A 19,304-nucleotide genomic window follows, 5' to 3' on the forward strand; every position below is an offset into this window, starting at 1 on the left:
ACTCATATCCATTTCTTCAAATGACAACTCGAAAAAAACAGCTGTCAAAGTCACATTGTATAAGGCTTCAACCTCTTTTAAAAATATAAGTGTAATATCTCCCGTTAACTTTGTTTAACTGATTTTAATTGTGTGATTTTTTTATTAAAGAGTGACTGCAGTTTACGCGTCGTCCCGCCGACCGAGCCGTCCCCGACCTGTCTCCCGTCGATATTGGTGACCGGTGTGATTTCCTGTGTCGTGCTCGTGTAGAACACTTCATCCGCTTCACTCATGTCGGGGACCGTGAAGCCTTCTTCACGGAAAGGTATTTCATTTGCTTCAGCCAGTTTAAGCACTTCCTGGCGGGTGATCCCATTCAGGATGAGATTGTCCGCCGGGTGGGTGAACAGCGTCCCGTTCCTCACCATGAACACATTTGTCGAGGAACCTTCCGTCACCACACCATCACGGTGCATGATCGTCTCCTTGGCGCCATTTTCCACCGCATATTGCTTCTCCATGACATTCGCCAGCAGGTTCAAGCTTTTAACATGGCACTTCAACCAACGGTAATCTTCCGTCGTCACTGCCCTGACACCTTCCTCCATCTGACCGTGCGGCCGCTTCGCCTCGCGGATGCTCGCATAGATCACTGGTTTGCTGCCATCCGGAAAACTGTGGTCACGCGGGGCGATGCCCCTTGAGACCTGAATGTACAGGGCACCGTCTGTGATTGCGTTCCTCTCCCTGACTTCATGAAGTATTTCAACGATTTCATCCCGCTCCAGCCCTCTGATCATCACTTCTTCTGCACTGGCCATCAGCCGGTCGGTATGTTCATCCAATGTGAAAAACCGGCCGTCGTATATGCGGACCACTTCATAGACGCCGTCACCAAAGTAGAATGCCCGGTCCCCGCTTTTGATCCTCATCTCGTCATGATTGACGTATTCCCCATTATAATAACTTATCCTCACTGATCTCACCCTCTACACATATTCTGTAAACCGCTTCTAAATAAATGGCTGTCGCATTCAACAGTTCTTCGATCTTCATCGTTTCATTCTTCTGGTGCATCGTGTCTTTGGTGTCCTTGAACATCGCCCCGAAAGCCACACCCCGTTCAAGCGTCCTCGCGTAGGTCCCGCCGCCTACCGTGAATGGTTCCGACGGATCATCCACATGGTTGCGGTAACTGTCGAGCAGCACCCCGACCAGCGGATCCGCGGGATCTACGAAATGCGGCGGCTCATCCGACACGTCTTCGATCATGAATCCTTCATCCGAGATCTTTTCTTTGAATGCATCGATCTTCCCCTGGAAATCCAGACCTTCCGGATACCGCAGGTTCACACCGAAGCTTGCCCCGTCCACCTCCGTATAGTTGATCATGCCCGTGTTGACACTCACTTCACCCATCTCTTCATGCCTATGTGCCATATCGAACCGGCTGCCGTCATAGTGGTCAATAATATATTTTTGGGCAAAATGCACAAAATTCCGCGCGTTGTCATCGAGTTCCAGGGTGCTCAGGAATTCAATCAGTATGAACCCGGCATTGACACCCGCTTCAGGCGTCGAGCCGTGTGCGCTCTGCCCTTCGGTGCGGATGATCAGGAAGCCGTTGTCGACTTCATAGTCCCCCTTCACCTTATTGCTCCTCAGGAAATCTTCAAATGACTGGATGACTTCTGTCATATTCTGTATCACTTTCAGCTTCGCCTCGGCCTCTTCAGGGACCATGTTGTACCTCTCCCCTGAAATCAGCACTTTCAATTCAATGTTCGGCTCTACTTCATCAAGATGCGTATGTTTCTGGACGATGTTGAAGGAGGTGATGCCCTTCTCCCCGTATATCAGCGGGAATGATGCATCGGGCGCAAAACCCGCATCCGGCATCTCCTCACTGTCGAAATAAGCTTTCGTGCATTCCCAGTCGGATTCTTCATCGGTGCCGATGATCAGGCGTGTCTTCACCTTGAAGTCGAGGTTCTGCTCTTTTAAGATCTTCAATGCATAATAAGCCGCCATCGTCGGCCCCTTGTCGTCCTGCACGCCGCGTGCCGTGATCGTCTCATCTGTAATGAGCGGATCGAACGGCGAGTGGTCCCAGCCGCTTCCGGGCGGTACGACGTCCACATGCCCGAGTATGCCGAACAGTTCCTCACCCGAGCCTATTTCAATATGCCCTGCCAGTCCATCCACTTCCTTCGTCGTGAAACCGTCCCTTTCACCAAGTTCCATCATATAGTCAAGCGCCGCTTTCGGCCCTTCACCGACCGGTGCATTTTCCGACGGGTCGCCTTTGACGCTTTCCACTTTAAGTAATCCGGCCAAATCTTCAATCAGTGAATCTTTATGCTGCATGACAAGTTCCTGAAAATTCATGACGTACATCCCTGCCCATTCGTTATTTGTACTTCATGATAAATACATTTGCCTCTGAACACAAGTGTTCATCAGCTGTTTTAAGGGAATTTTTTTGAAAATAAAAAAACCGGTTCCTAAGAACCGGTCGCGTCATTTCAAATGACTTACTTATTGTCTTTATTTTTGTCTGATTTTTCATCGGAATCTTCGTCGTAGACGACATGGATGTTGTGGTTGTCGTTTATATCGCCTTTATCGCTGACCACTTCTGCACCCGGTGTTTCCTCTGGATGGAGTATGCCGCCTTCAGAATCGAAGTTGCCCTCCTCCTGATCGGTCGTAAGGTGCCCGTCGCCGTCTTCTGCATCCGGCTTCACATCATAATCGGAATCATTATTTTTATCTTCCTCATTATCTGTGTTCCCACTGGAGCTGTCGGATTCGGATTCCTCTGATTCATCCTTCATCTTTTCAATCTCTTCTTTGGCTTGTTCCTGATACTGCTGAGCCTGCTCGCTCATTTTACTCTGATAATCCTTAGCCTGCTCGGTCACTTTGGACTGCACATCCTGTGCGTAACTCTTAGGATCATCCTTGGCTTTGGAATATTCTTCCTTCGCCATACCCTGGACTTCCTGAGCCTTTTCAGTCACTTTGCTCTGGACGTTCTGAGCATATTCCTTAGGATTTTCCCTAGCTTTCTGATACTCGTTCATGACGGCATCCCTGTTCTCCTTTTCGGATAACTTCTTGACTGCCGCTGCGATACCGACTAATGCTGCAATTCTGAGTAAACCACTAATTAATCTTCCCATTTGTTATACACCTCTATTGAATTTAGTTTCATTTGAATACTAATCAATATTTACCCACTCTAAAATGATTTAAACAAGTTGCATTAATTTTTTCACTTCAGCAGTGGTGAGGTATCTGCTTTCACCGGGTTCCAGGGACTCATCGAGCGGGAGGTTCCCAAACCTGGTCCGCTTCAGGGCCGTCACTTCATTGCCGAGATACAGGAACATCCTTTTGACCTGATGGAACTTCCCTTCATATATGGTGAGGCTGACTATCCCGCTTCCGGTGCGTTTTGCGATCGCCGGGGAGCTGGTGAAATCCTTAAGCGGGATGCCTGCCTCGAGTGCCGCAAGATCTGCGTCGGTGACCTCATCCCTGAGCGCCACTTCGTAAGTCTTGCCGACCCTGCTCCTCGGGCTGAGGAGCGCATGGGAGAACTTGCCGTCATTGGTGATGAGCAGCAGGCCCGTCGTATCTTTATCCAGCCTGCCGACCGGGAACAGCTCATCGATCTGCGGGTGGTCGATCAGTTCCATCACCGTCTGGGTAGGGCCTTCCTCGGTTGAGGAGATGACGCCTTCAGGTTTGTTGAGCATGAGGTAGATGTATTCTTCAAGGATCACCCGCTCGTCATCCAATGCAACATGGGAGTCGTATGAAACATGGTGGTTGGGTTTACTGACGACTTCCCCTTCCACTTTGATGCGTTTATTCCTGATCATTTTGGAAACTTCTTTGCGGCTGCCGATGCCGGCATTGGCCAGAAACTTATCCAAACGCATTATAAAAACCTCAATTTCCGTCTGATTTTATCCGCCCTTGCACCGAGGATCTCATCTGCCAGTCCGCTTCTGAATGACAGCAGTATATAGACCACCGCACCGATCGGTACGGTGATGGCCAGGATGATCACGGAATCAAGCTTCTGCTCGACATCAAAGTAGAACATGAGAAGCAGATAGACGACTTCCACTGCAAGCAGCATGACGATCGTATAGAACCCGATCTGTAAGAGCGGCTTCATCAATGGACGGATATGGAATTTCCCGTATTTCTTGATGATCCACAAGTTGAGCACGACGCCGAGGCCGAGCGCAAGTGCCGTCCCTATGACGGCGCCGACCGTATGGAACTGCATGATCAGCGGGATGTTGACCGCGAGTTTCACGACAAGCACCGCGAGTACGACGTAAAGCGTCAGGTTCTGTTTATCGATGCCCTGCACGATTGAGCAGGTGATCGAGAACAATGAGATGATGATGCTCACCGGTGCATAGAACAGGAGGATCTGTATGGCCACTTCATTATATTCGAAAAATGATGTGTAAAGCGGCGCGGACAGTATCATCATGCCTGCAGCGGCCGGAACCGCGAAGAACAGGAGCATCATGATCATCAGTTTGATCTGATGATGCACATCATCCATCTGTTTGCGCTGGAAGTTCTTTGTGATGAAGGGCAGGATCGTTATTGCGAACGCCGCTGCCAGGGATGTCGGTATCATGACGAGCTTATGCGTCGTCAGATTCAGCATGCCGAACCATGTATCATGGTACCTCGACGGCACACCCGCCAATGCAAGGCCGTTGTTGTGGGTCAGCTGGTCGATGAATATGATGACCGGGATGCTGATGCCGACGATGATGAATGGTATGCCGTAGCGGATGATCTCACCGTACATCTCTTTGTAGCTGAAATCATATCCGGTGTCATCCGAATCCACCAACTTTTGAATGTGCGGGCGCCTCTTCCTCCAGAAATACAGCAGTGTCGCGATTGCGCCGAGACCGCCGATGAATGCGGCGAACACCGCCACTTCATTGGCCGTCTGAACCGTGCCGCCGAGTACATAAATGACGATATACGCACCGCCGAGCAGCACTGCGATCCTCACGATCTGTTCAATGACGGATGAGGCACTCGTCGGACCGAATGATTCGAAGCCCTGGAAGATGCCCCGGAAAGTCGCCATGAACGGGATGATGATCACGGCAATCCCAATGATGCGGATGATGCGTGTGATATCTTCCGCCGACCAGCTGCCTTCCCCGCTCCCTGCCGCCAGCGTCTGGAGATTGGCTATGTAAGGAGCTGCGATATATAATGCGATGAATGCAAGCAATCCCGAACCGACCATGACCCATAAACTCGACCGGTACAATTTCTGGCTGGTCTGGTAGGCGCCGAGTGCGTTATACTTGGCCACATATTTCGATACGGCACCGGGCACTCCTGCAGCAGCAATGGACAGCATGATCGTATACGGCGTATAGGCGTACCCGTAGAGGGCAAGGTTTTCCTCCCCATCCATTATTGCGTAGAATGGGATCAGGTAAAGCATTCCCAAAATCTTGGTGATCAGTGTCGCCAAAGTTAAAAAGAATGTCCCTCTGACTAATTTATTGGAATCTGACATGTTTTAAAACCTTCTTATTTTATACTAAACTACATTATAATCAATATAATATCACTTTCAAACCAAAAGGAGAAAATCATGTATGACGTAATTGTGATTGGCGGCGGTGTGAGCGGCCTGATGGCAGCCTACTCCGCCTCCAAAAATGGCAAAAAAGTAATCCTCATCGAAAAAAATAAAAAACTCGGGCAGAAACTGCTCATCTCGGGCGGCGGCCGCTGCAACGTCACGAACCGCCTGCCCTACGCGGAAATCATCAGCCATATCCCCGGCAACGGAAAATTCCTGTACGGCCCGTTCAGCATCTTCGATAATGAAAACATCATCGACTTCGTCGAGTCCCGTGGTGTGGCACTGAAGGAGGAAGACCACGGCCGCATGTTCCCCGTCAGCAACAAGGCCGTCGATGTACTGAACGTCTTCCTCCGGGAACTGGAGGAGAATAAAGTGACCATCCGCTACAATACAATTGTTGAGGAAGTATCTTCCGAGGACGACAGGATCACCGGCGTCACCTTGACCGACGGCGAAGTCATCAAAGCCGGGAACGTCGTCATCACCACCGGCGGCCGGAGTGTGCCGAACACCGGGTCAACCGGCGACGGCCATAAATTCGCACGAACGGCCGGGCACACCATCACTGAACTGTTCCCGACGGAAGTGCCCATCACCTCCTCCGAGGACTTCATCAAGGCGGGCACCTTAAAAGGGTTGAGCTTTTCCAACGTCGCTTTATCGGTGCTCCGTAAGAACGGCAAACCGCGCATCACCCATCAGATGGATATGATATTCACGCACTTCGGCATCTCCGGCCCCGCCGCCCTCAGATGCAGCCAGTTCGTGTATAAGGAGCAGAAGAGTCAGAAACGAAACGACATCAGCATGATGATCGACTTTTACCCCGATACGGGAAAAGGCGCACTTCAGGAGGAACTCGATGCACTGATTAAAGAAAGCCCCAATAAATCCATCAGGAATATACTGAAGACCATGATGCAGGACCGGCTCGCCGAATTCCTGATCGACTACAACGGCATCGACCGGGAAGCGAACAGCCACCATCTGAAAAATGAAGATAAGCAGAAAATCGTGGAATTCCTGAAAGGCTTCACTTTCAAAGTCGACGGCACCCAGTCCATAGAGAAGGCATTCGTCACCGGAGGCGGCGTCAACTTAAAAGAGATCACGCCCCAGACGATGGAAAGCCGCCTCGTCGAAGGACTTTATTTTGCCGGCGAAGTCCTGGACATCCACGGCTACACCGGCGGCTACAATATAACGAGCGCACTCGTCACGGGCTATGTCGCAGGCCACAGCGCCGGGATGAAGTGAAGAGGCGGCTGATTGGCGATCGCGTCCGCAACTTCCAGGTGAAAGTCGCGTCACCGTTGCGAAATCAGAGGCTGAATCCGCAACCTTCGGATGGAAACCCGGGCAACGTTGCGAAACCGGAGCCAAAATCCGCAAACTTTGAGTGAAAACCTCGCCAACGTTGCGAAACCGGACTCTGAATCCGCAATCTTCGGATGGTAACCCGGGCAACGTTGCGAAATCAGAGCCAAAATCCGCAACCTTCGGATAAAAACCTCGCCAATGTTGCGAAATCAGACCCGCCCCATCTGCGCTCCCCTGCAAATAAACCCCGCAGCTCACTTGAACTGCGGGGTCTGTTCTTATTCCGGCAGGTGCCGGTAGGCGATGTCATAAATGCGTATTTCATTATCTATGATCGGATTGTCCGCAAGTTTCTCCCCGGACGGTTTTGAACCGTGGGCTTTCTGGTTCTTCCTGCTGTCCCTCCATGCCTCAAAGGATGCATGGTCTTTCCACGTCGTCGCGACCAGCAGTTCATCGTGATCTTCAAGCTTTTCGTTCTTCAGCACTTCCATCAGTTCAAAGCCTTCAAAAGTATGGACGGCCTTCGGTTCCTGGAACCTCACCGCAACCTCATCGATCCGGCCCTTCTTGATGCTCAATGCGTTCACCACTTTGATCATTCATACTCATCCTTTCATGATATATCTACATAAACAATATCATATATTCACCGGCACGCCTTATATCAAAGGTTACGAAAAAGCGACGGTGAAAAGTTTGAACATGATGTTATAAAGGAATTGGCTTTAAAGTGCAATTTCCAGAATAAAACCCCAAAGGAGCGTACATATGTCATTTGAAGATATGTTTTTAGGTGATTATGAAACCATACTGCGCACGCTGGTCGTCGGCCTGCTCGCCTATATCGCCCTGGTCGTCATCGTAAGAGTCAGCGGCAAGCGTACATTATCCCAGCTGAATGCCTTCGACTTCATCGTGACGGTGGCCCTCGGCTCGATACTTGCAACAATCATCCTCGACAGCAGCGTGTCGCTGCTTCAGGGCGTCACCGCCTATCTGGTGCTCGTCCTTATGCAGTATTTGATCACGAGGTTCACACTGGCGAGCGACAGGTTCGATGATGTGGTCAAATCCGACCCCAGGCTGCTCTTTTACAAGGATCAGTACCTTGAGGAAAATCTGAAGAAAGAACGGCTGAACAAATCTGAAGTCCATCAGGCGGTGCGGGCAAGCGGAACCGCCAACCTTGAAAAAGTCCAGGCGGTCATCCTGGAGAGTGACGGGAGCATCTCCGTGATCCCAAAAAGTGACGGCCCTTCGGAAAATGATGAAAATGACATCATGAAACATGTAAAAAAGTGAAGCGGGATCCAAAGATCCCGCTTCACTTTTTTAGTTTGCGACTATATTCACGAGTTTGCCCGGTACGACGATCACTTTCCGGATGGTCTTGTCCCGGATGTCATCCTGGATCCTGTTGGATTCGATTGCGATCCTTTCAAGATCTTCCTTCGATGCATCAGCGGGTACATTCCGCTTCTCTTTCACTTTGCCATTGACCTGGATGACGATTTCCACTTCCTCTTCAACGAGTTTGGCTTCATCGTATTCCGGCCATTCCGCATATGCGACCGTACCGGTGTTTCCGAGCCTGTCCCATAATTCCTCGCCGATGTGCGGTGCGATGGCGGAAAGCATCTTCACGAAACCTTCGACATAAGTCTTTGAGACTTCTTCTTTCTTATAACACTCATTCACAAATACCATCATCTGTGAAATGGCCGTGTTGAAGTCGAGGTTCGTATAATCCTCGGTCACTTTCTTCACCGTCTCGTTATAGACTTTATCGAGGTCCGGTGTGTCCTTATCCACGATCTTCGCATTGACTTCGCCGGTATCTTCATTGATGACGAGGCGCCATACGCGGTCAAGGAAGCGCCTGGAACCGTCAAGGCCGGTGGTGCTCCATGCGATAGATGCATCAAGCGGCCCCATGAACATTTCATACATACGCAGTGTATCTGCACCATGTGAATAGACGATATCATCCGGATTGATGACATTCCCTTTGGATTTGCTCATCTTCTCGTTGCCTTCACCGAGGATCATGCCCTGGTTGAACAATTTCTGGAACGGCTCTTTCGTATGGACGATGCCGAGATCGTAGAGCACTTTGTGCCAGAAACGCGCATACAGCAGGTGCAGCACCGCATGCTCCGCCCCGCCGATATAGAGGTCGACCGGCAGCCAGTGTTTCAATTTCTCAGGATCTGCAAGCGCCTCTTCATTATGAGGGTCGATGAACCTGAGGTAGTACCAGCAGCTGCCGGCCCACTGGGGCATCGTGTTCGTCTCGCGGCGCCCTTTGACACCGTCCTCCCTCACGACTTCCACCCATTCCGGATTGTTTGCGAGCGGTGATTCGCCCGTGCCGGACGGCTTGATCGCATCCATCACCGGCAGTTCGAGCGGGAGCTCATCTTCAGGCACTGTGGACATCGTGCCGTCCTCCCAGTGGATCACCGGAATCGGTTCGCCCCAGTAACGCTGACGTGAGAACAGCCAGTCGCGGAGTTTATAGGTGGTCTTCTTCTCACCGTAATTTTTCTCTTCCAGTATTTCAAGCGACTTTTCAATGGCCTCTTCCGTCTCGAGTCCGTCGAGCTCGCCTGAATTGATATGCGGGCCGTTGCCTGTGTAGGCTTCCTCGTTGATGTTACCGCCCTCGACCACTTCAACGATCGGCAGGTCGAACTTGGTTGCGAATTCATAGTCACGCTGGTCATGCGCCGGTACGGCCATGATTGCACCTGTACCGTATGAAGCGAGCACGTAATCCGAAATCCAGATCGGCAGCCTTTCACCGTTGAACGGGTTGATTGCATAAGCGCCTGTGAAGACGCCCGACTTATCCTTGGCAAGATCTGTCCGTTCGAGCTCACTCTTCATCGCTGCCTTATCCTGATAGGCCTTCACTGCATCCTTCTGCGCGTCGGTCGTGATCTTTTCCACGAGCTTATGCTCAGGTGCAAAAACGGCGTAAGTCGCCCCGTAGATCGTATCCGGACGTGTAGTGAACGCCGTGAACTGCTCATCGGTGTCCTCTATCTTGAAATCGATGTTTGCACCTTCGGATTTGCCGATCCAGTTGCGCTGCATATCTTTAAGCGACTCCGGCCAGTCGAGGTCATCAAGATCTTCGAGCAGACGGTCGGCATATTCGGTGATCTTGAGCATCCACTGCCTCATCGGCTTCCTGACCACCGGGTGGCCGCCGCGTTCAGACAACCCGTCGATGACTTCTTCGTTCGCAAGCACTGTGCCAAGCGCCTCACACCAGTTCACAGGTACTTCGTCTATATATGCAAGCCCTTTATTGTAGAGCTGGATGAATATCCACTGTGTCCATTTGTAGTAATGGGCATCCGTCGTATCGATTTCGCGGTCCCAGTCATAGCTGAAGCCGAGCTCTTTGATCTGACGGCGGAAATTATCGATATTCTTCTTATTGAATTCGCGGATATCATTGCCGGTATCGATGGCATACTGCTCTGCAGGGAGGCCGAATGCATCCCAGCCCATCGGGTGGAGGACATTATAACCCTGCATCCGCTTCATCCTTGAGACGATGTCGGTCGCCGTATAACCTTCCGGGTGCCCCACATGAAGCCCTGAACCGGACGGATACGGGAACATGTCCAGTGCGTAGAACTTCTTCTTATCATATTCTTCCTCGGTTTTGAATGTCTTGTTGGTTTCCCAGTATTCCTGCCATTTTTTCTCGATTTCTCTGTGGTTATAAGTCATTTGGCTCCTCCTATTGTATGTAAAAAAGTATATAAAAATCCCATGTTCATAAAAACATGGGACGATCTATCTGACCGCGGTACCACCCGCATTCACTTTGAAAGTGCATCTCTTGAATATTCAGTTGAATGGTATACAGACGAGTTCATACTGCACTGCTGCCGGTTCACACCACCACCGGTTCTCTTGGAACAGTGTCATACTACTACTTCTGTACAAGTACTAATATATGTCATTTGAAAAATATTAGCAAGCATAATCAGGAATTATATGAGCTGCAGCCCTTCAATCGTGAGCAGCGTCGATTTCTTATCCAGCCCGCCCGTATAGCCGCCGAGGGTGCCGTCGCTGGAAATCACCCTGTGGCATGGGACGATGATTGAGACCGGGTTCTTCCCGTTGGCATTCGCCACCGCCCTCGAGTAATTGACGCCGCCGCACCTGAGTGCCAGCGCCTTATAGCTGATGGTCTGTCCGTAAGGTAATTTTCTCAGTTCATTCCATACTTTCTGCTGGAATTTCGTCCCTTTGAAAGATAAGTTCACCGGCACGGTGAATACCGTCCGCTCTCCATCGAAGTACTCACGAAGTTCTTCTCTGCACCGGTTGAGGACATCATTACCGCTGCCCTGCTCCCCTGGTGCATCCTTATAATCCAGACCGGTGATCTCCCCGTCTGCACTCCGTATCTCGAGCCATCCGACCGGACTGTCGTAATAGATTGTCTCTTCCATCCACTTCCCCCCCTTAAACTGAACTTCGTCTTCATAATAAAAACTTTATATTTTGTAGGAATGCCCCGCAACTGATATGGTATCATCTTTACGAGGTGATCATATGCTCATGAAAATACTGCCGGCCGCCAAAAAACTGATGGAGGAGGCTGTCTCCCCCGGTGATACGGTCGTCGACGCTACATGCGGCAACGGCCATGATACAAAATTCCTCTCAGAATTGACGGGGCCCGCCGGAAAAGTGTACAGCTTCGACATACAGAAGGCTGCAATCGACAATGCCCGGGAACTGACCAATGGATCCGGCAACATCGAATTCATACACGATTCGCACGCCCGTGCCGAAAAATATATCGAAACGTCCATCCAGGCCGTCATGTTCAATCTGGGCTACCTGCCGCGGGGCGATAAGTCCATCACGACGGAAGGTGAATCGACCATCGAAGCAATCAGTCAGCTCTTTGAACTGTTGAAGCCCGGCGGCCGCATCGTCATCGTCGTCTACCACGGGCATGAAAAAGGGAAAGAGGAGAGGGATGCACTCTATAGATACCTGTCCGGATTCCCGCAGGAAGCAGCGGACATACTCGAGTACCGCTTCATCAACCAGAGGAACAATGCACCCTTCATACTGTGTGTGGAGAAGGCTCATAAGACCTGACGAAACCCCTTTTTAAAGCAGTCCGATCCTGAACAGCTGGGCATCGAAGAACTTCTCCAGGTGATAGAATGGGATTTCTATATTCTCGCGCTGGAAGATGCTGTGGTCTTCACTGTCCAGCATGATGATATGGAGATCTTTATTCTCGATCTTCTTTACATAATTCGCCGATATGAACGGTTCGATGATTTCATTGCCTTCTGTGAATATGGCGAGGACCGGTACATCGGGGAATTCATCCATGTTTTCAGTGGTGTTCTTCATCTGGTTGATCACGGTCTTATACCAGTGGTAGCTGACTTTGCCCACGATCAGCTCATCGTTCTCGTAGCGGTCCAGATAGTTTTTATCGGTCGTGAAGTCCTTCATGCTGATGCCGGGGTTGAACCTGGTTTCATCGCTCGAAGTCCTGACACTCGTGATCAGGGTATTCTTGCGGTTGATGAACGACTGTTTGAATGATAACAACGGATTCAACAGTGCAATCCCGTCAATATGAATATTATGCTGTTTGATCAATTCTATCGCAATCAGTCCGCCGAGGCCCTGCCCGATGACGAACGTGGGCAGCCGGTAGCCCCTGGTCATTTCAAACCATTCCATCACCCGGTCGATATATTGATAGAAATCGGTGATGTGTCCTTTATGAACCCTTGTGGTCTGTCCGTGCCCCGGCAGATCACCGGTGACGACATGATAGTTTGCATTTCTCAGCTGGCTGATCAGGCCGGTGTAGTACTCATGGTGTTCAAGCATATCATGTATGACGACGACGACACCTTTCGGTTCATATTCCGTTTCCCATTTCCACATTTAACGCAAGTCTCCTTCAGTCCTTTTATAAGTCACTATGATACAATTATTATAACAACAATTGAATGAAAGGATAGTGCAAATGATACTCGATTACAAAGGAATTGAACCACAGATTGATGAAAGCGCTTTTGTAGCCCCGAACGCAACGGTCATCGGGGATGTCGTCATCGGAGAATATGCTTCGGTCTGGTTCGGCAGCGTGCTGAGGGGGGACATCGCACCCATCAGGATCGGCCGGCACAGCAACATCCAGGACCTCTCCGTCCTGCATGAATCACCGGACATGCCCCTCACTATCGGGGACCATGTCACCGTCGGCCATAAAGTGACGCTGCACAGCTGCACGATCGCGGACAACGCATTGATCGGCATGGATTCCACCATCCTGGACGGGGCCGAAATTGGCGAAGGGGCCTTCATCGGCGCCGGAAGCCTGGTCACGCCGGGCACCAGAATCCCGCCTGGGAAGCTTGCGTTCGGGAGACCCGCAAAAGTGGTGAGGGATCTGACTGAGGCTGACATAAAGGAAATGCAGCGGATCAATGAGACATACACCGGCCACATCCCCCACTATAAAAAATAGCACGCTTTAAAAATTCTAAATTTATACAATATTTTTCATGATTTTAATGTTACCGCTTTGGCTTTACGGGTAGACTGTATATTGATATGGGATACTGAATATAATTAAAGTAGGAGAGGTTTTATGCCAGTATTACGAGATTTTTTCATACATCTTTCAGAAAATAAAGTACTCAATGAGGCAACAAAAAAAATCGGCCTGAAATTCGGCGCCGACAAAGTGGTCGGCGGCATCAAAGTCGAAGACACGATTGAGCGCATCAAGGATTTGAACGGCCAGGGCATGGGCGTCACATTCGACAACCTTGGCGAGTTCATCACCGAAAAATCGGAAGCGCTCCAGGAAAAAGGCAATATCATAGAAATGATCAAAGCGATCGACGAACATGGGCTGGATGCCCACGGCTCGGTCAAATTATCGCAGATCGGCCTGCACATCGACTATGACTTCTGCCTTCAGAATGTGAGGGAGATCCTCACTGTGGCGAAGCAGGCGGACATGTTCATCAATCTGGATATGGAGAATTATGCGTCATATGACGATACCATCCGCCTCCTTGATACGGTGAGGGAGGAATTCGATAACGTCGGCACGGTGATCCAGTCATACTTATTCAATTCAAGGGAAGACATCATCAAATATAAGGATATGCGCCTGCGTCTCGTAAAAGGCGCATATAAAGAGGCACCGGAAGTCGCTTTCCAGGCGAAGAAGGATATTGATGCGGCATATATGAGGCTGATCAAGACCCATCTGCTGGAAGGCAGCGGCTACACTTCGATCGCGACGCATGACCACAATATAATAGAAGAGACGATCGACTTCATCAAAGAAAATGATATCCCCGATGACTCTTTTGAGTTTCAGATGTTATACGGGTTCAGGAAGGACTACCAGAGGAACCTTGTGTCCCGCGGCTACAGGACGGTCGTCTACCTGCCGTTCGGCAAGGACTGGTATGCATACTTCATGCGACGTCTTGCAGAAAGGCCGCAAAACATCAACCTTGTCTTAAAAGGTGTGACGAAAGACAAGCGGGTCCAGACCGGTGCTGCAGTGCTTGCCGCTTCCGGTGCACTCCTTGCCGCCTACAGGCTCGTCAAAAATCAATAATAGAAGAAACCCCCGCAGATGCGGGGGTTTTATTTATCCAAATCCTCCATCGCCCCATCCACCATTCTGTTGATGTTTTCAACGAGGATGCGGACCGTGTTTGACAGATAATCCGAATCGAATGTCAGGTGGCCGATGGCATATATGCCGTTCAGAGTGCCGTACCTCGGGCTGATCACCCGGTGCCTCCTGTCGACCAGTATACCGCCGAGGCTGCCGGGTGCGATCAGCATGCGGTCCAGCATATTGGCGATTACGGGCGAACCTTCTTTGGTGATATCCTTTTCCGGCCCTGTCGCGTTGATCAGCCAGTCGATTCCGTATGATGCATCATCCGTCCTGACGGTGAAATCCCCGTCAGACCGTACTTCACTGATATCGTCTATTATTTTAATCCGCCCTGCATCGGCCCATTCCACCAGCTGCTCCGCCACTTCTGCGGGCATCGGAGAATGATTTTTATCGATGTAAGGATGGATCTCCTCCATGAAAATCTCTTTATCTTTTTTTGAAAAGTAGGGAAAAACCCTGCTGAATAAAGGATTCAGCGCAATGATGAGATATTGCAGTTTCCCGACTTGACCGCTGTTGGCAATATCATATTTCAAATCTTCAAGCGTATTGCCGGAGTGCCTGTAAAAAAGGGATTCTTCAATGTTTTGTGCAGCCATTTCCCTTCTGAACAATGTAACGACCGCTTCCAGTGGAATCAGATCATCTTCCATCAAGGCATCCAGCGCTTCCTCTGTGAAATGCCGGATTTCAAATTGATGGCTCTTTCCGCGTACGGAAGGCATGTCCCCGCTTCGCGAAAAGAGATGTACCCGGTCCTTCCCCCTTTCCAGCAGCAGGTATCTGACACAGTCGATCGCTGACAATCCGGTGCCGAGGATGCCGATTTTTCCATCGGCGTCTTGCAGGCGTGCCTTGACGGGATAAGGGTCATGGACGAACTTTTCCATGCCTTCCAGGCCGTAAGGGTCTGCATAACCCATCTGCCCCATTGCCAGAAATACAAGGTCATATTTTTCAGAAGAGGTGTCTGTATCCACCCTGTAGGAAGCCTCTTCGGCATCATATATGATGTCGGTGACTTCCCCGAAGATGGGACGGACGCCTTCATTTGAAGCCGTGAGCCCCCGGAATAGATCCAGAGAGTACGCGCCGAAATGTTTCCTCGGATTGTAGTCATGTACGGGGAGCGACCGGGCTTTCAGCCAGTCCGTGAAATCACCGTCATCGGTGATCCTCATCTCATCAGTCGGTATATTGAGCAGAAGATGTTCGTTGTCATCCATATACGGCTTGCCCCGCCCCATCTTCTCCTCGGTATCATAAATGTCGATTTTCCAGCCATCATGGGAGCCATGATGTGAAATGAGCTGCCGGGTGATATTGACACCGGCGACACCTCCGCCTATGATCGCTATTCTCAGACTCATTTTTTTTGCCTCCCTGCAAAATTGCCAGATGAATATTATTGCAGCATCACTTCAAAGATTTCATGCAAGTCAGTTCTCATGACCTGCCTTCTTCAATCCGGCCACTTCTTTTTGTAATGCCTCGATGGCCCGCTTCATCTCATCAATATCATTTTTAAAGCCGCCTGCATCATCAGGCTCCATGCCTTCAGGCACTTCGAATCTATACATGAGCAGTGTATCCCATTCATTTTCCGAAGTCACTTCTATATGAAGTTTCGGGGTGAACCCCAGAAGAAAGAGGAGGAAATCTGTCAAATGCTTCTCAGTACCCGCAGCGATCAACTGTGTCCTGCCGTCATCGAGTTTCCTCATCCTGCCGCCGAGCCTGTGTCCGGCGGCGGCGTTGAATATCTCCTTCCTGTAACGGTCCACGTCGCCTTCCAGTGTCAGTTCCCTGAGTTCAATCCCTTCCTTCGGCAGCGGCGGCAGGGTGACTTCCCTCGCCGTGCCCTTCCTCATGAAATTGATGATCCTGTCATAGTCAAAGATGAAATACTCGTTTCTTCCTTTGTCCAAACCGGCAGTCTCGGGAAAATAGTAATCGATGATCGCCCCGGGCACATCCCTGAATTTCCCTTCCACCGGGAATAAATGTCCGCCGATGTCCGGCCTGCAGTTGATTTCCAGCACCTTGTTCGAGTCCTGTTCCTCATCCATGATGATGTCCACCCCGGCCATGTTCATCCCCGGGATGCTCTTCACCGCATTGACTGCAGTCGCTTTGTAGTCTTCCGTCATATCATCGGTGATATCCACAGTGTCTGATGCGTCTTTTGCGAAAGTGCTGCTGGTCAAATTGATCCTTTCACCTTTTTTCGGAATGGAAGTGAAGGTGTATCCCTGGCTTTCCACAAAACTGACCAGATCATCATTGATCTCAATCTGACTGCTTTTCAAGTGCGGGTTCATCCTGCGCTCCCGGTTCTTCAATTCTATCAATTCACCAACGGCACTCTCACCGTCTCCTGTTATATTCGCCGGCACCCTTTTGAATGCGGCAATGACCTGATCTTCAATGACGTATGCACGCGTATCAAAACCCGCGGCATGACGCTCTATGATGATGTCGGTATACCCCAGATCCCCATGGACATGGTCCAGTGCAGCGGTGAGGGATGCCCTGTCGGTGAGATTCGTATGTACGCCGATGGTCAGGCTCGCATGCGCCGGTTTTATGATCACCGGATAACCGAGGGTATCAGCGAAATCACAGATCTCCGTATAATCGGCATTTTTCACCTTGAGTACTTTCCCTTCAGGGACTGAGACCCCTGCTGCCGTTAAATATTCCTTCGTCAAAGATTTGCTCTTACCTATTTTTCTCGCTTCTTTTGCCACTTTATCCCCGAGCGACAGCTGGAATTTATATTCTTTGCCGCCGTACAACAGCTTATGACGGATTTTCAGTTCATTTTTGACAAAGACAGTCATGAATTTCACCTGTATCCCCCGCCGCCACGCTTCCAACGCAAGGCTGTATGTACTTATGCCCGCCCCGTACGCTTCAGTTGGATGATGAGCGAGCATCTCCTTCAAATTCAGTTCTTTTTGCATCGTATGTCATCTCCTTCTCCGACTCGTAATTATTGGTTGAAGGCATCTCCTCGAGGATGACCATCCATGAGGGAAGCCTTCTTACCAGTACCCTGTAATGGAATAAGGTAATTAAATTTCACAGTGTACTTTTTCATATGACAAAACCCCGTACATGAAGTACAGGGTTTTTGTCCGTGTATGGAAATCAAGGGTTCAGTGACAGGATTGCATCTTCAATTTCCGCAAGTTCCTTCACCGTATACTGGAATCTGCCATGGAAAATATATTTGAGGAAGAATTCCTCCAATTCCTCTTTTCCGACCAGAACTTTCACACTGTCATCCTCCGAATAATTTGCGATGGAATATCCGCCGCCATCTTTTGGATTGAAGTAGATCATCGGCACCACATCATACTGGAGCTTCAGGATGTTCCGGAGCTTCTCGGCAGAAATTCTCGTTTCATCAATCACCTGATTATAGTGGTTGACCGAAATATTGCTGTCATCCGCTTTATCGAAGATAAGGGTCTGTTCCTGCCTCTTATCGAGGTCGAGGAGCTCGAAGAAAGATTCAATATATGGTAATTCTTCGAAGTTATTCTCGTTCACACCGTGAAGGATATGCCCGCTCCAGTACCTTGAGTCGATCAGGTACAGCCCGGTACGGGTCAGCACGAGATGATCGATTTTGCGGGTGTTCGTGTAGTTACGGCTCGGGAGGAAGACGTTCGATAAAATCAGCATATCCGAGCTGCGGATCTTTTCTTCCCTGACCAGTTTCTCCTTCAGCTGGAACAAAGCCAGATCTGTCAGATATTCTCCCTTATCCACCGTGAACTGGTGGAGACTCGTGAGTTTATTGTTCAAAAGACTCGTATCGTTATGATATTTCTCATTGAGCGTTGAAACTTCTTTTTTACGAGTCAGGTGCTCTTCTTCAAGTTCACTTTCATATTTATCGACCAGGGATTTCTTCTGATCTTCATATGAGTTCTGGACCTTGCTGATATCATTGCGGTGCTTTAAATAATAGACCAAAAATACGATTGCCAGAATAACCAGCAATGCAGCAACCGCTATAAAAACCGGGTCTGTAAAAATTTCTGTGTTCATTCGCATATCTCCTATCCGATTATAATTCCACAAATCTTTTCCATTGATATTATAACAATACTGCAAGTGGTTTTCGACAGAAAAGATAAAAATTATCGGGTGCAGCCCCTCACAATCTTTGATGATCATTGACAGAATTCCCTCAAGAGATTGAAAATTTCTACTTTCAAAAAGTGATTTTTCCACCTTTTCGTTTAACAAATATATGAATATATGTTTTAATGGGTTCAACATGGGTAATATAGATATAACTTGCTGCATAGACAAAGAGAGTCAGCAGGTATTACCCATAAAATATATTAGGAAATAAAATTAGGAGGCTTTTACTATGGACTTGAAGAAATATCTAATGGCAGGCGGACTTGCGTCAGTACTCGTACTTGGAGCATGTGGCGGCGGAGAAGAAGAAGAGGAAGATCCGGCAGCAGAAGATCCAGCAATGGAAGAAGGCGCTGAGGATCCTGCAACTGAAGATCCAGCTGAAGAAGAAGAGGAAGAAGAAGAAGAGGAAGACGACGAAGCTTAATCTCTTCCATGAAATTAAAACCCGAG

General features: G+C 49.5%; 18 protein-coding genes. 6 read left to right on the forward strand and 12 right to left on the reverse strand.

What is annotated here, in order from left to right; translation table 11 throughout:
• Positions 1-104: 104 nt before the first annotated feature.
• The 5 genes from dat to CRN96_RS04065 all read right to left on the reverse strand — a co-directional run bounded on the left by dat (position 105) and on the right by CRN96_RS04065 (position 5,566).
• Positions 105-959: a D-amino-acid transaminase gene (gene dat / locus CRN96_RS04045; RefSeq protein ID WP_097039389.1), complete on the reverse strand. Its 855-nt coding sequence runs from the start codon at positions 957-959 to the stop codon at positions 105-107.
• Complete coding sequence (pepV, locus tag CRN96_RS04050; RefSeq protein WP_097039391.1) at positions 940-2,370, reverse strand: dipeptidase PepV; 1,431 nt, start codon at positions 2,368-2,370, stop codon at positions 940-942. Before pepV ends, dat begins: the two co-directional genes overlap by 20 nt.
• Before the next feature lie 146 nt (positions 2,371-2,516).
• Positions 2,517-3,167 (reverse strand): hypothetical protein, encoded by a 651-nt coding sequence (locus tag CRN96_RS04055; protein WP_097039393.1) that lies wholly within the window; start codon positions 3,165-3,167, stop codon positions 2,517-2,519.
• Between the two features lie 69 nt (positions 3,168-3,236).
• On the reverse strand, positions 3,237-3,932 hold the full coding sequence (locus CRN96_RS04060) for a pseudouridine synthase (protein ID WP_097039394.1): 696 nt from the start codon (positions 3,930-3,932) through the stop codon (positions 3,237-3,239).
• Complete coding sequence (locus tag CRN96_RS04065; protein ID WP_097039396.1) at positions 3,932-5,566, reverse strand: putative polysaccharide biosynthesis protein; 1,635 nt, start codon at positions 5,564-5,566, stop codon at positions 3,932-3,934. Before CRN96_RS04065 ends, CRN96_RS04060 begins: the two co-directional genes overlap by 1 nt.
• A 78-nt stretch (positions 5,567-5,644) precedes the next feature.
• Between CRN96_RS04065 and CRN96_RS04070 the strand changes: the two genes are divergently transcribed.
• Complete coding sequence (locus CRN96_RS04070; RefSeq protein ID WP_097039398.1) at positions 5,645-6,898, forward strand: BaiN/RdsA family NAD(P)/FAD-dependent oxidoreductase; 1,254 nt, start codon at positions 5,645-5,647, stop codon at positions 6,896-6,898.
• 341 nt (positions 6,899-7,239) lie between these two features.
• Here the strand turns inward: CRN96_RS04070 and CRN96_RS04075 are convergent, their stop codons facing one another.
• A complete protein-coding gene (locus CRN96_RS04075; protein ID WP_097039400.1) occupies positions 7,240-7,563 on the reverse strand; it encodes an antibiotic biosynthesis monooxygenase in 324 nt (107 codons plus the stop codon).
• A 169-nt stretch (positions 7,564-7,732) separates the two neighbouring features.
• Between CRN96_RS04075 and CRN96_RS04080 the strand changes: the two genes are divergently transcribed.
• Entirely contained in the window at positions 7,733-8,266 is a 534-nt protein-coding gene (locus CRN96_RS04080) for a DUF421 domain-containing protein (RefSeq protein WP_245844535.1), read from the forward strand.
• A gap of 30 nt (positions 8,267-8,296) precedes the next feature.
• On the opposite strand, the gene leuS is transcribed toward CRN96_RS04080, so the two are convergent.
• Entirely contained in the window at positions 8,297-10,711 is a 2,415-nt protein-coding gene (leuS, locus tag CRN96_RS04085) for a leucine--tRNA ligase (RefSeq protein WP_097039402.1), read from the reverse strand.
• 266 nt (positions 10,712-10,977) lie between these two features.
• A complete protein-coding gene (locus tag CRN96_RS04090) occupies positions 10,978-11,445 on the reverse strand; it encodes a methylated-DNA--[protein]-cysteine S-methyltransferase (protein WP_097039404.1) in 468 nt (155 codons plus the stop codon).
• A 103-nt stretch (positions 11,446-11,548) separates the two neighbouring features.
• Here CRN96_RS04090 and mnmM point away from each other — a divergent pair, with 103 nt between their 5' ends.
• Complete coding sequence (gene mnmM / locus CRN96_RS04095) at positions 11,549-12,106, forward strand: tRNA 5-(aminomethyl)-2-thiouridylate-methyltransferase MnmM (protein ID WP_097039406.1); 558 nt, start codon at positions 11,549-11,551, stop codon at positions 12,104-12,106.
• Positions 12,107-12,118: 12 nt separating this feature from the next.
• On the opposite strand, the gene CRN96_RS04100 is transcribed toward mnmM, so the two are convergent.
• A complete protein-coding gene (locus tag CRN96_RS04100) occupies positions 12,119-12,919 on the reverse strand; it encodes an alpha/beta hydrolase (RefSeq protein ID WP_097039408.1) in 801 nt (266 codons plus the stop codon).
• Between the two features lie 82 nt (positions 12,920-13,001).
• On the opposite strand from CRN96_RS04100, the gene CRN96_RS04105 reads away from it, so the two are divergent.
• Positions 13,002-13,505, forward strand: a complete 504-nt coding sequence (locus CRN96_RS04105; RefSeq protein ID WP_097039410.1) for a gamma carbonic anhydrase — start codon at positions 13,002-13,004, stop codon at positions 13,503-13,505.
• 123 nt (positions 13,506-13,628) lie between these two features.
• The gene (locus CRN96_RS04110; protein WP_097039412.1) at positions 13,629-14,618 is read left to right on the forward strand and encodes a proline dehydrogenase family protein; all 990 of its coding nucleotides are present in this window, start codon (positions 13,629-13,631) and stop codon (positions 14,616-14,618) included.
• A 29-nt stretch (positions 14,619-14,647) separates the two neighbouring features.
• Here the strand turns inward: CRN96_RS04110 and CRN96_RS04115 are convergent, their stop codons facing one another.
• The 3 genes from CRN96_RS04115 to CRN96_RS04125 form a co-directional block, all read right to left on the reverse strand.
• The gene (locus CRN96_RS04115; protein WP_097039414.1) at positions 14,648-16,060 is read right to left on the reverse strand and encodes an FAD/NAD(P)-binding protein; all 1,413 of its coding nucleotides are present in this window, start codon (positions 16,058-16,060) and stop codon (positions 14,648-14,650) included.
• A gap of 69 nt (positions 16,061-16,129) precedes the next feature.
• A complete protein-coding gene (locus CRN96_RS04120; protein WP_097039416.1) occupies positions 16,130-17,656 on the reverse strand; it encodes an ATP-binding protein in 1,527 nt (508 codons plus the stop codon).
• 187 nt (positions 17,657-17,843) lie between these two features.
• Positions 17,844-18,752 (reverse strand): nuclease-related domain-containing protein, encoded by a 909-nt coding sequence (locus tag CRN96_RS04125; RefSeq protein WP_097039418.1) that lies wholly within the window; start codon positions 18,750-18,752, stop codon positions 17,844-17,846.
• Between the two features lie 328 nt (positions 18,753-19,080).
• Between CRN96_RS04125 and CRN96_RS04130 the strand changes: the two genes are divergently transcribed.
• Positions 19,081-19,278 (forward strand): hypothetical protein, encoded by a 198-nt coding sequence (locus CRN96_RS04130; RefSeq protein WP_097039420.1) that lies wholly within the window; start codon positions 19,081-19,083, stop codon positions 19,276-19,278.
• Positions 19,279-19,304 lie beyond the last annotated feature (26 nt).

The organism is Salinicoccus kekensis, assembly GCF_900220995.1.
GTDB classification, from domain to species: domain Bacteria; phylum Bacillota; class Bacilli; order Staphylococcales; family Salinicoccaceae; genus Lacicoccus; species Lacicoccus kekensis.

Excerpts from the sequence above, each read along its gene's own strand:
- pepV (WP_097039391.1), bottom strand. The coding sequence starts at position 2,370 with ATGAATTTTCAGGAACTTGTCATGCAGCATAAAGATTCACTGATTGAA.
- CRN96_RS04055 (WP_097039393.1), bottom strand. The coding sequence starts at position 3,167 with ATGGGAAGATTAATTAGTGGTTTACTCAGAATTGCAGCATTAGTCGGT.
- CRN96_RS04060 (WP_097039394.1), bottom strand. The coding sequence starts at position 3,932 with ATGCGTTTGGATAAGTTTCTGGCCAATGCCGGCATCGGCAGCCGCAAA.
- CRN96_RS04065 (WP_097039396.1), bottom strand. The coding sequence starts at position 5,566 with ATGTCAGATTCCAATAAATTAGTCAGAGGGACATTCTTTTTAACTTTG.
- CRN96_RS04070 (WP_097039398.1), top strand. The coding sequence starts at position 5,645 with ATGTATGACGTAATTGTGATTGGCGGCGGTGTGAGCGGCCTGATGGCA.
- CRN96_RS04075 (WP_097039400.1), bottom strand. The coding sequence starts at position 7,563 with ATGATCAAAGTGGTGAACGCATTGAGCATCAAGAAGGGCCGGATCGAT.
- CRN96_RS04080 (WP_245844535.1), top strand. The coding sequence starts at position 7,733 with ATGTCATTTGAAGATATGTTTTTAGGTGATTATGAAACCATACTGCGC.
- leuS (WP_097039402.1), bottom strand. The coding sequence starts at position 10,711 with ATGACTTATAACCACAGAGAAATCGAGAAAAAATGGCAGGAATACTGG.
- CRN96_RS04090 (WP_097039404.1), bottom strand. The coding sequence starts at position 11,445 with ATGGAAGAGACAATCTATTACGACAGTCCGGTCGGATGGCTCGAGATA.
- mnmM (WP_097039406.1), top strand. The coding sequence starts at position 11,549 with ATGCTCATGAAAATACTGCCGGCCGCCAAAAAACTGATGGAGGAGGCT.
- CRN96_RS04100 (WP_097039408.1), bottom strand. The coding sequence starts at position 12,919 with ATGTGGAAATGGGAAACGGAATATGAACCGAAAGGTGTCGTCGTCGTC.
- CRN96_RS04105 (WP_097039410.1), top strand. The coding sequence starts at position 13,002 with ATGATACTCGATTACAAAGGAATTGAACCACAGATTGATGAAAGCGCT.
- CRN96_RS04110 (WP_097039412.1), top strand. The coding sequence starts at position 13,629 with ATGCCAGTATTACGAGATTTTTTCATACATCTTTCAGAAAATAAAGTA.
- CRN96_RS04115 (WP_097039414.1), bottom strand. The coding sequence starts at position 16,060 with ATGAGTCTGAGAATAGCGATCATAGGCGGAGGTGTCGCCGGTGTCAAT.
- CRN96_RS04120 (WP_097039416.1), bottom strand. The coding sequence starts at position 17,656 with ATGCAAAAAGAACTGAATTTGAAGGAGATGCTCGCTCATCATCCAACT.
- CRN96_RS04125 (WP_097039418.1), bottom strand. The coding sequence starts at position 18,752 with ATGAACACAGAAATTTTTACAGACCCGGTTTTTATAGCGGTTGCTGCA.
- CRN96_RS04130 (WP_097039420.1), top strand. The coding sequence starts at position 19,081 with ATGGACTTGAAGAAATATCTAATGGCAGGCGGACTTGCGTCAGTACTC.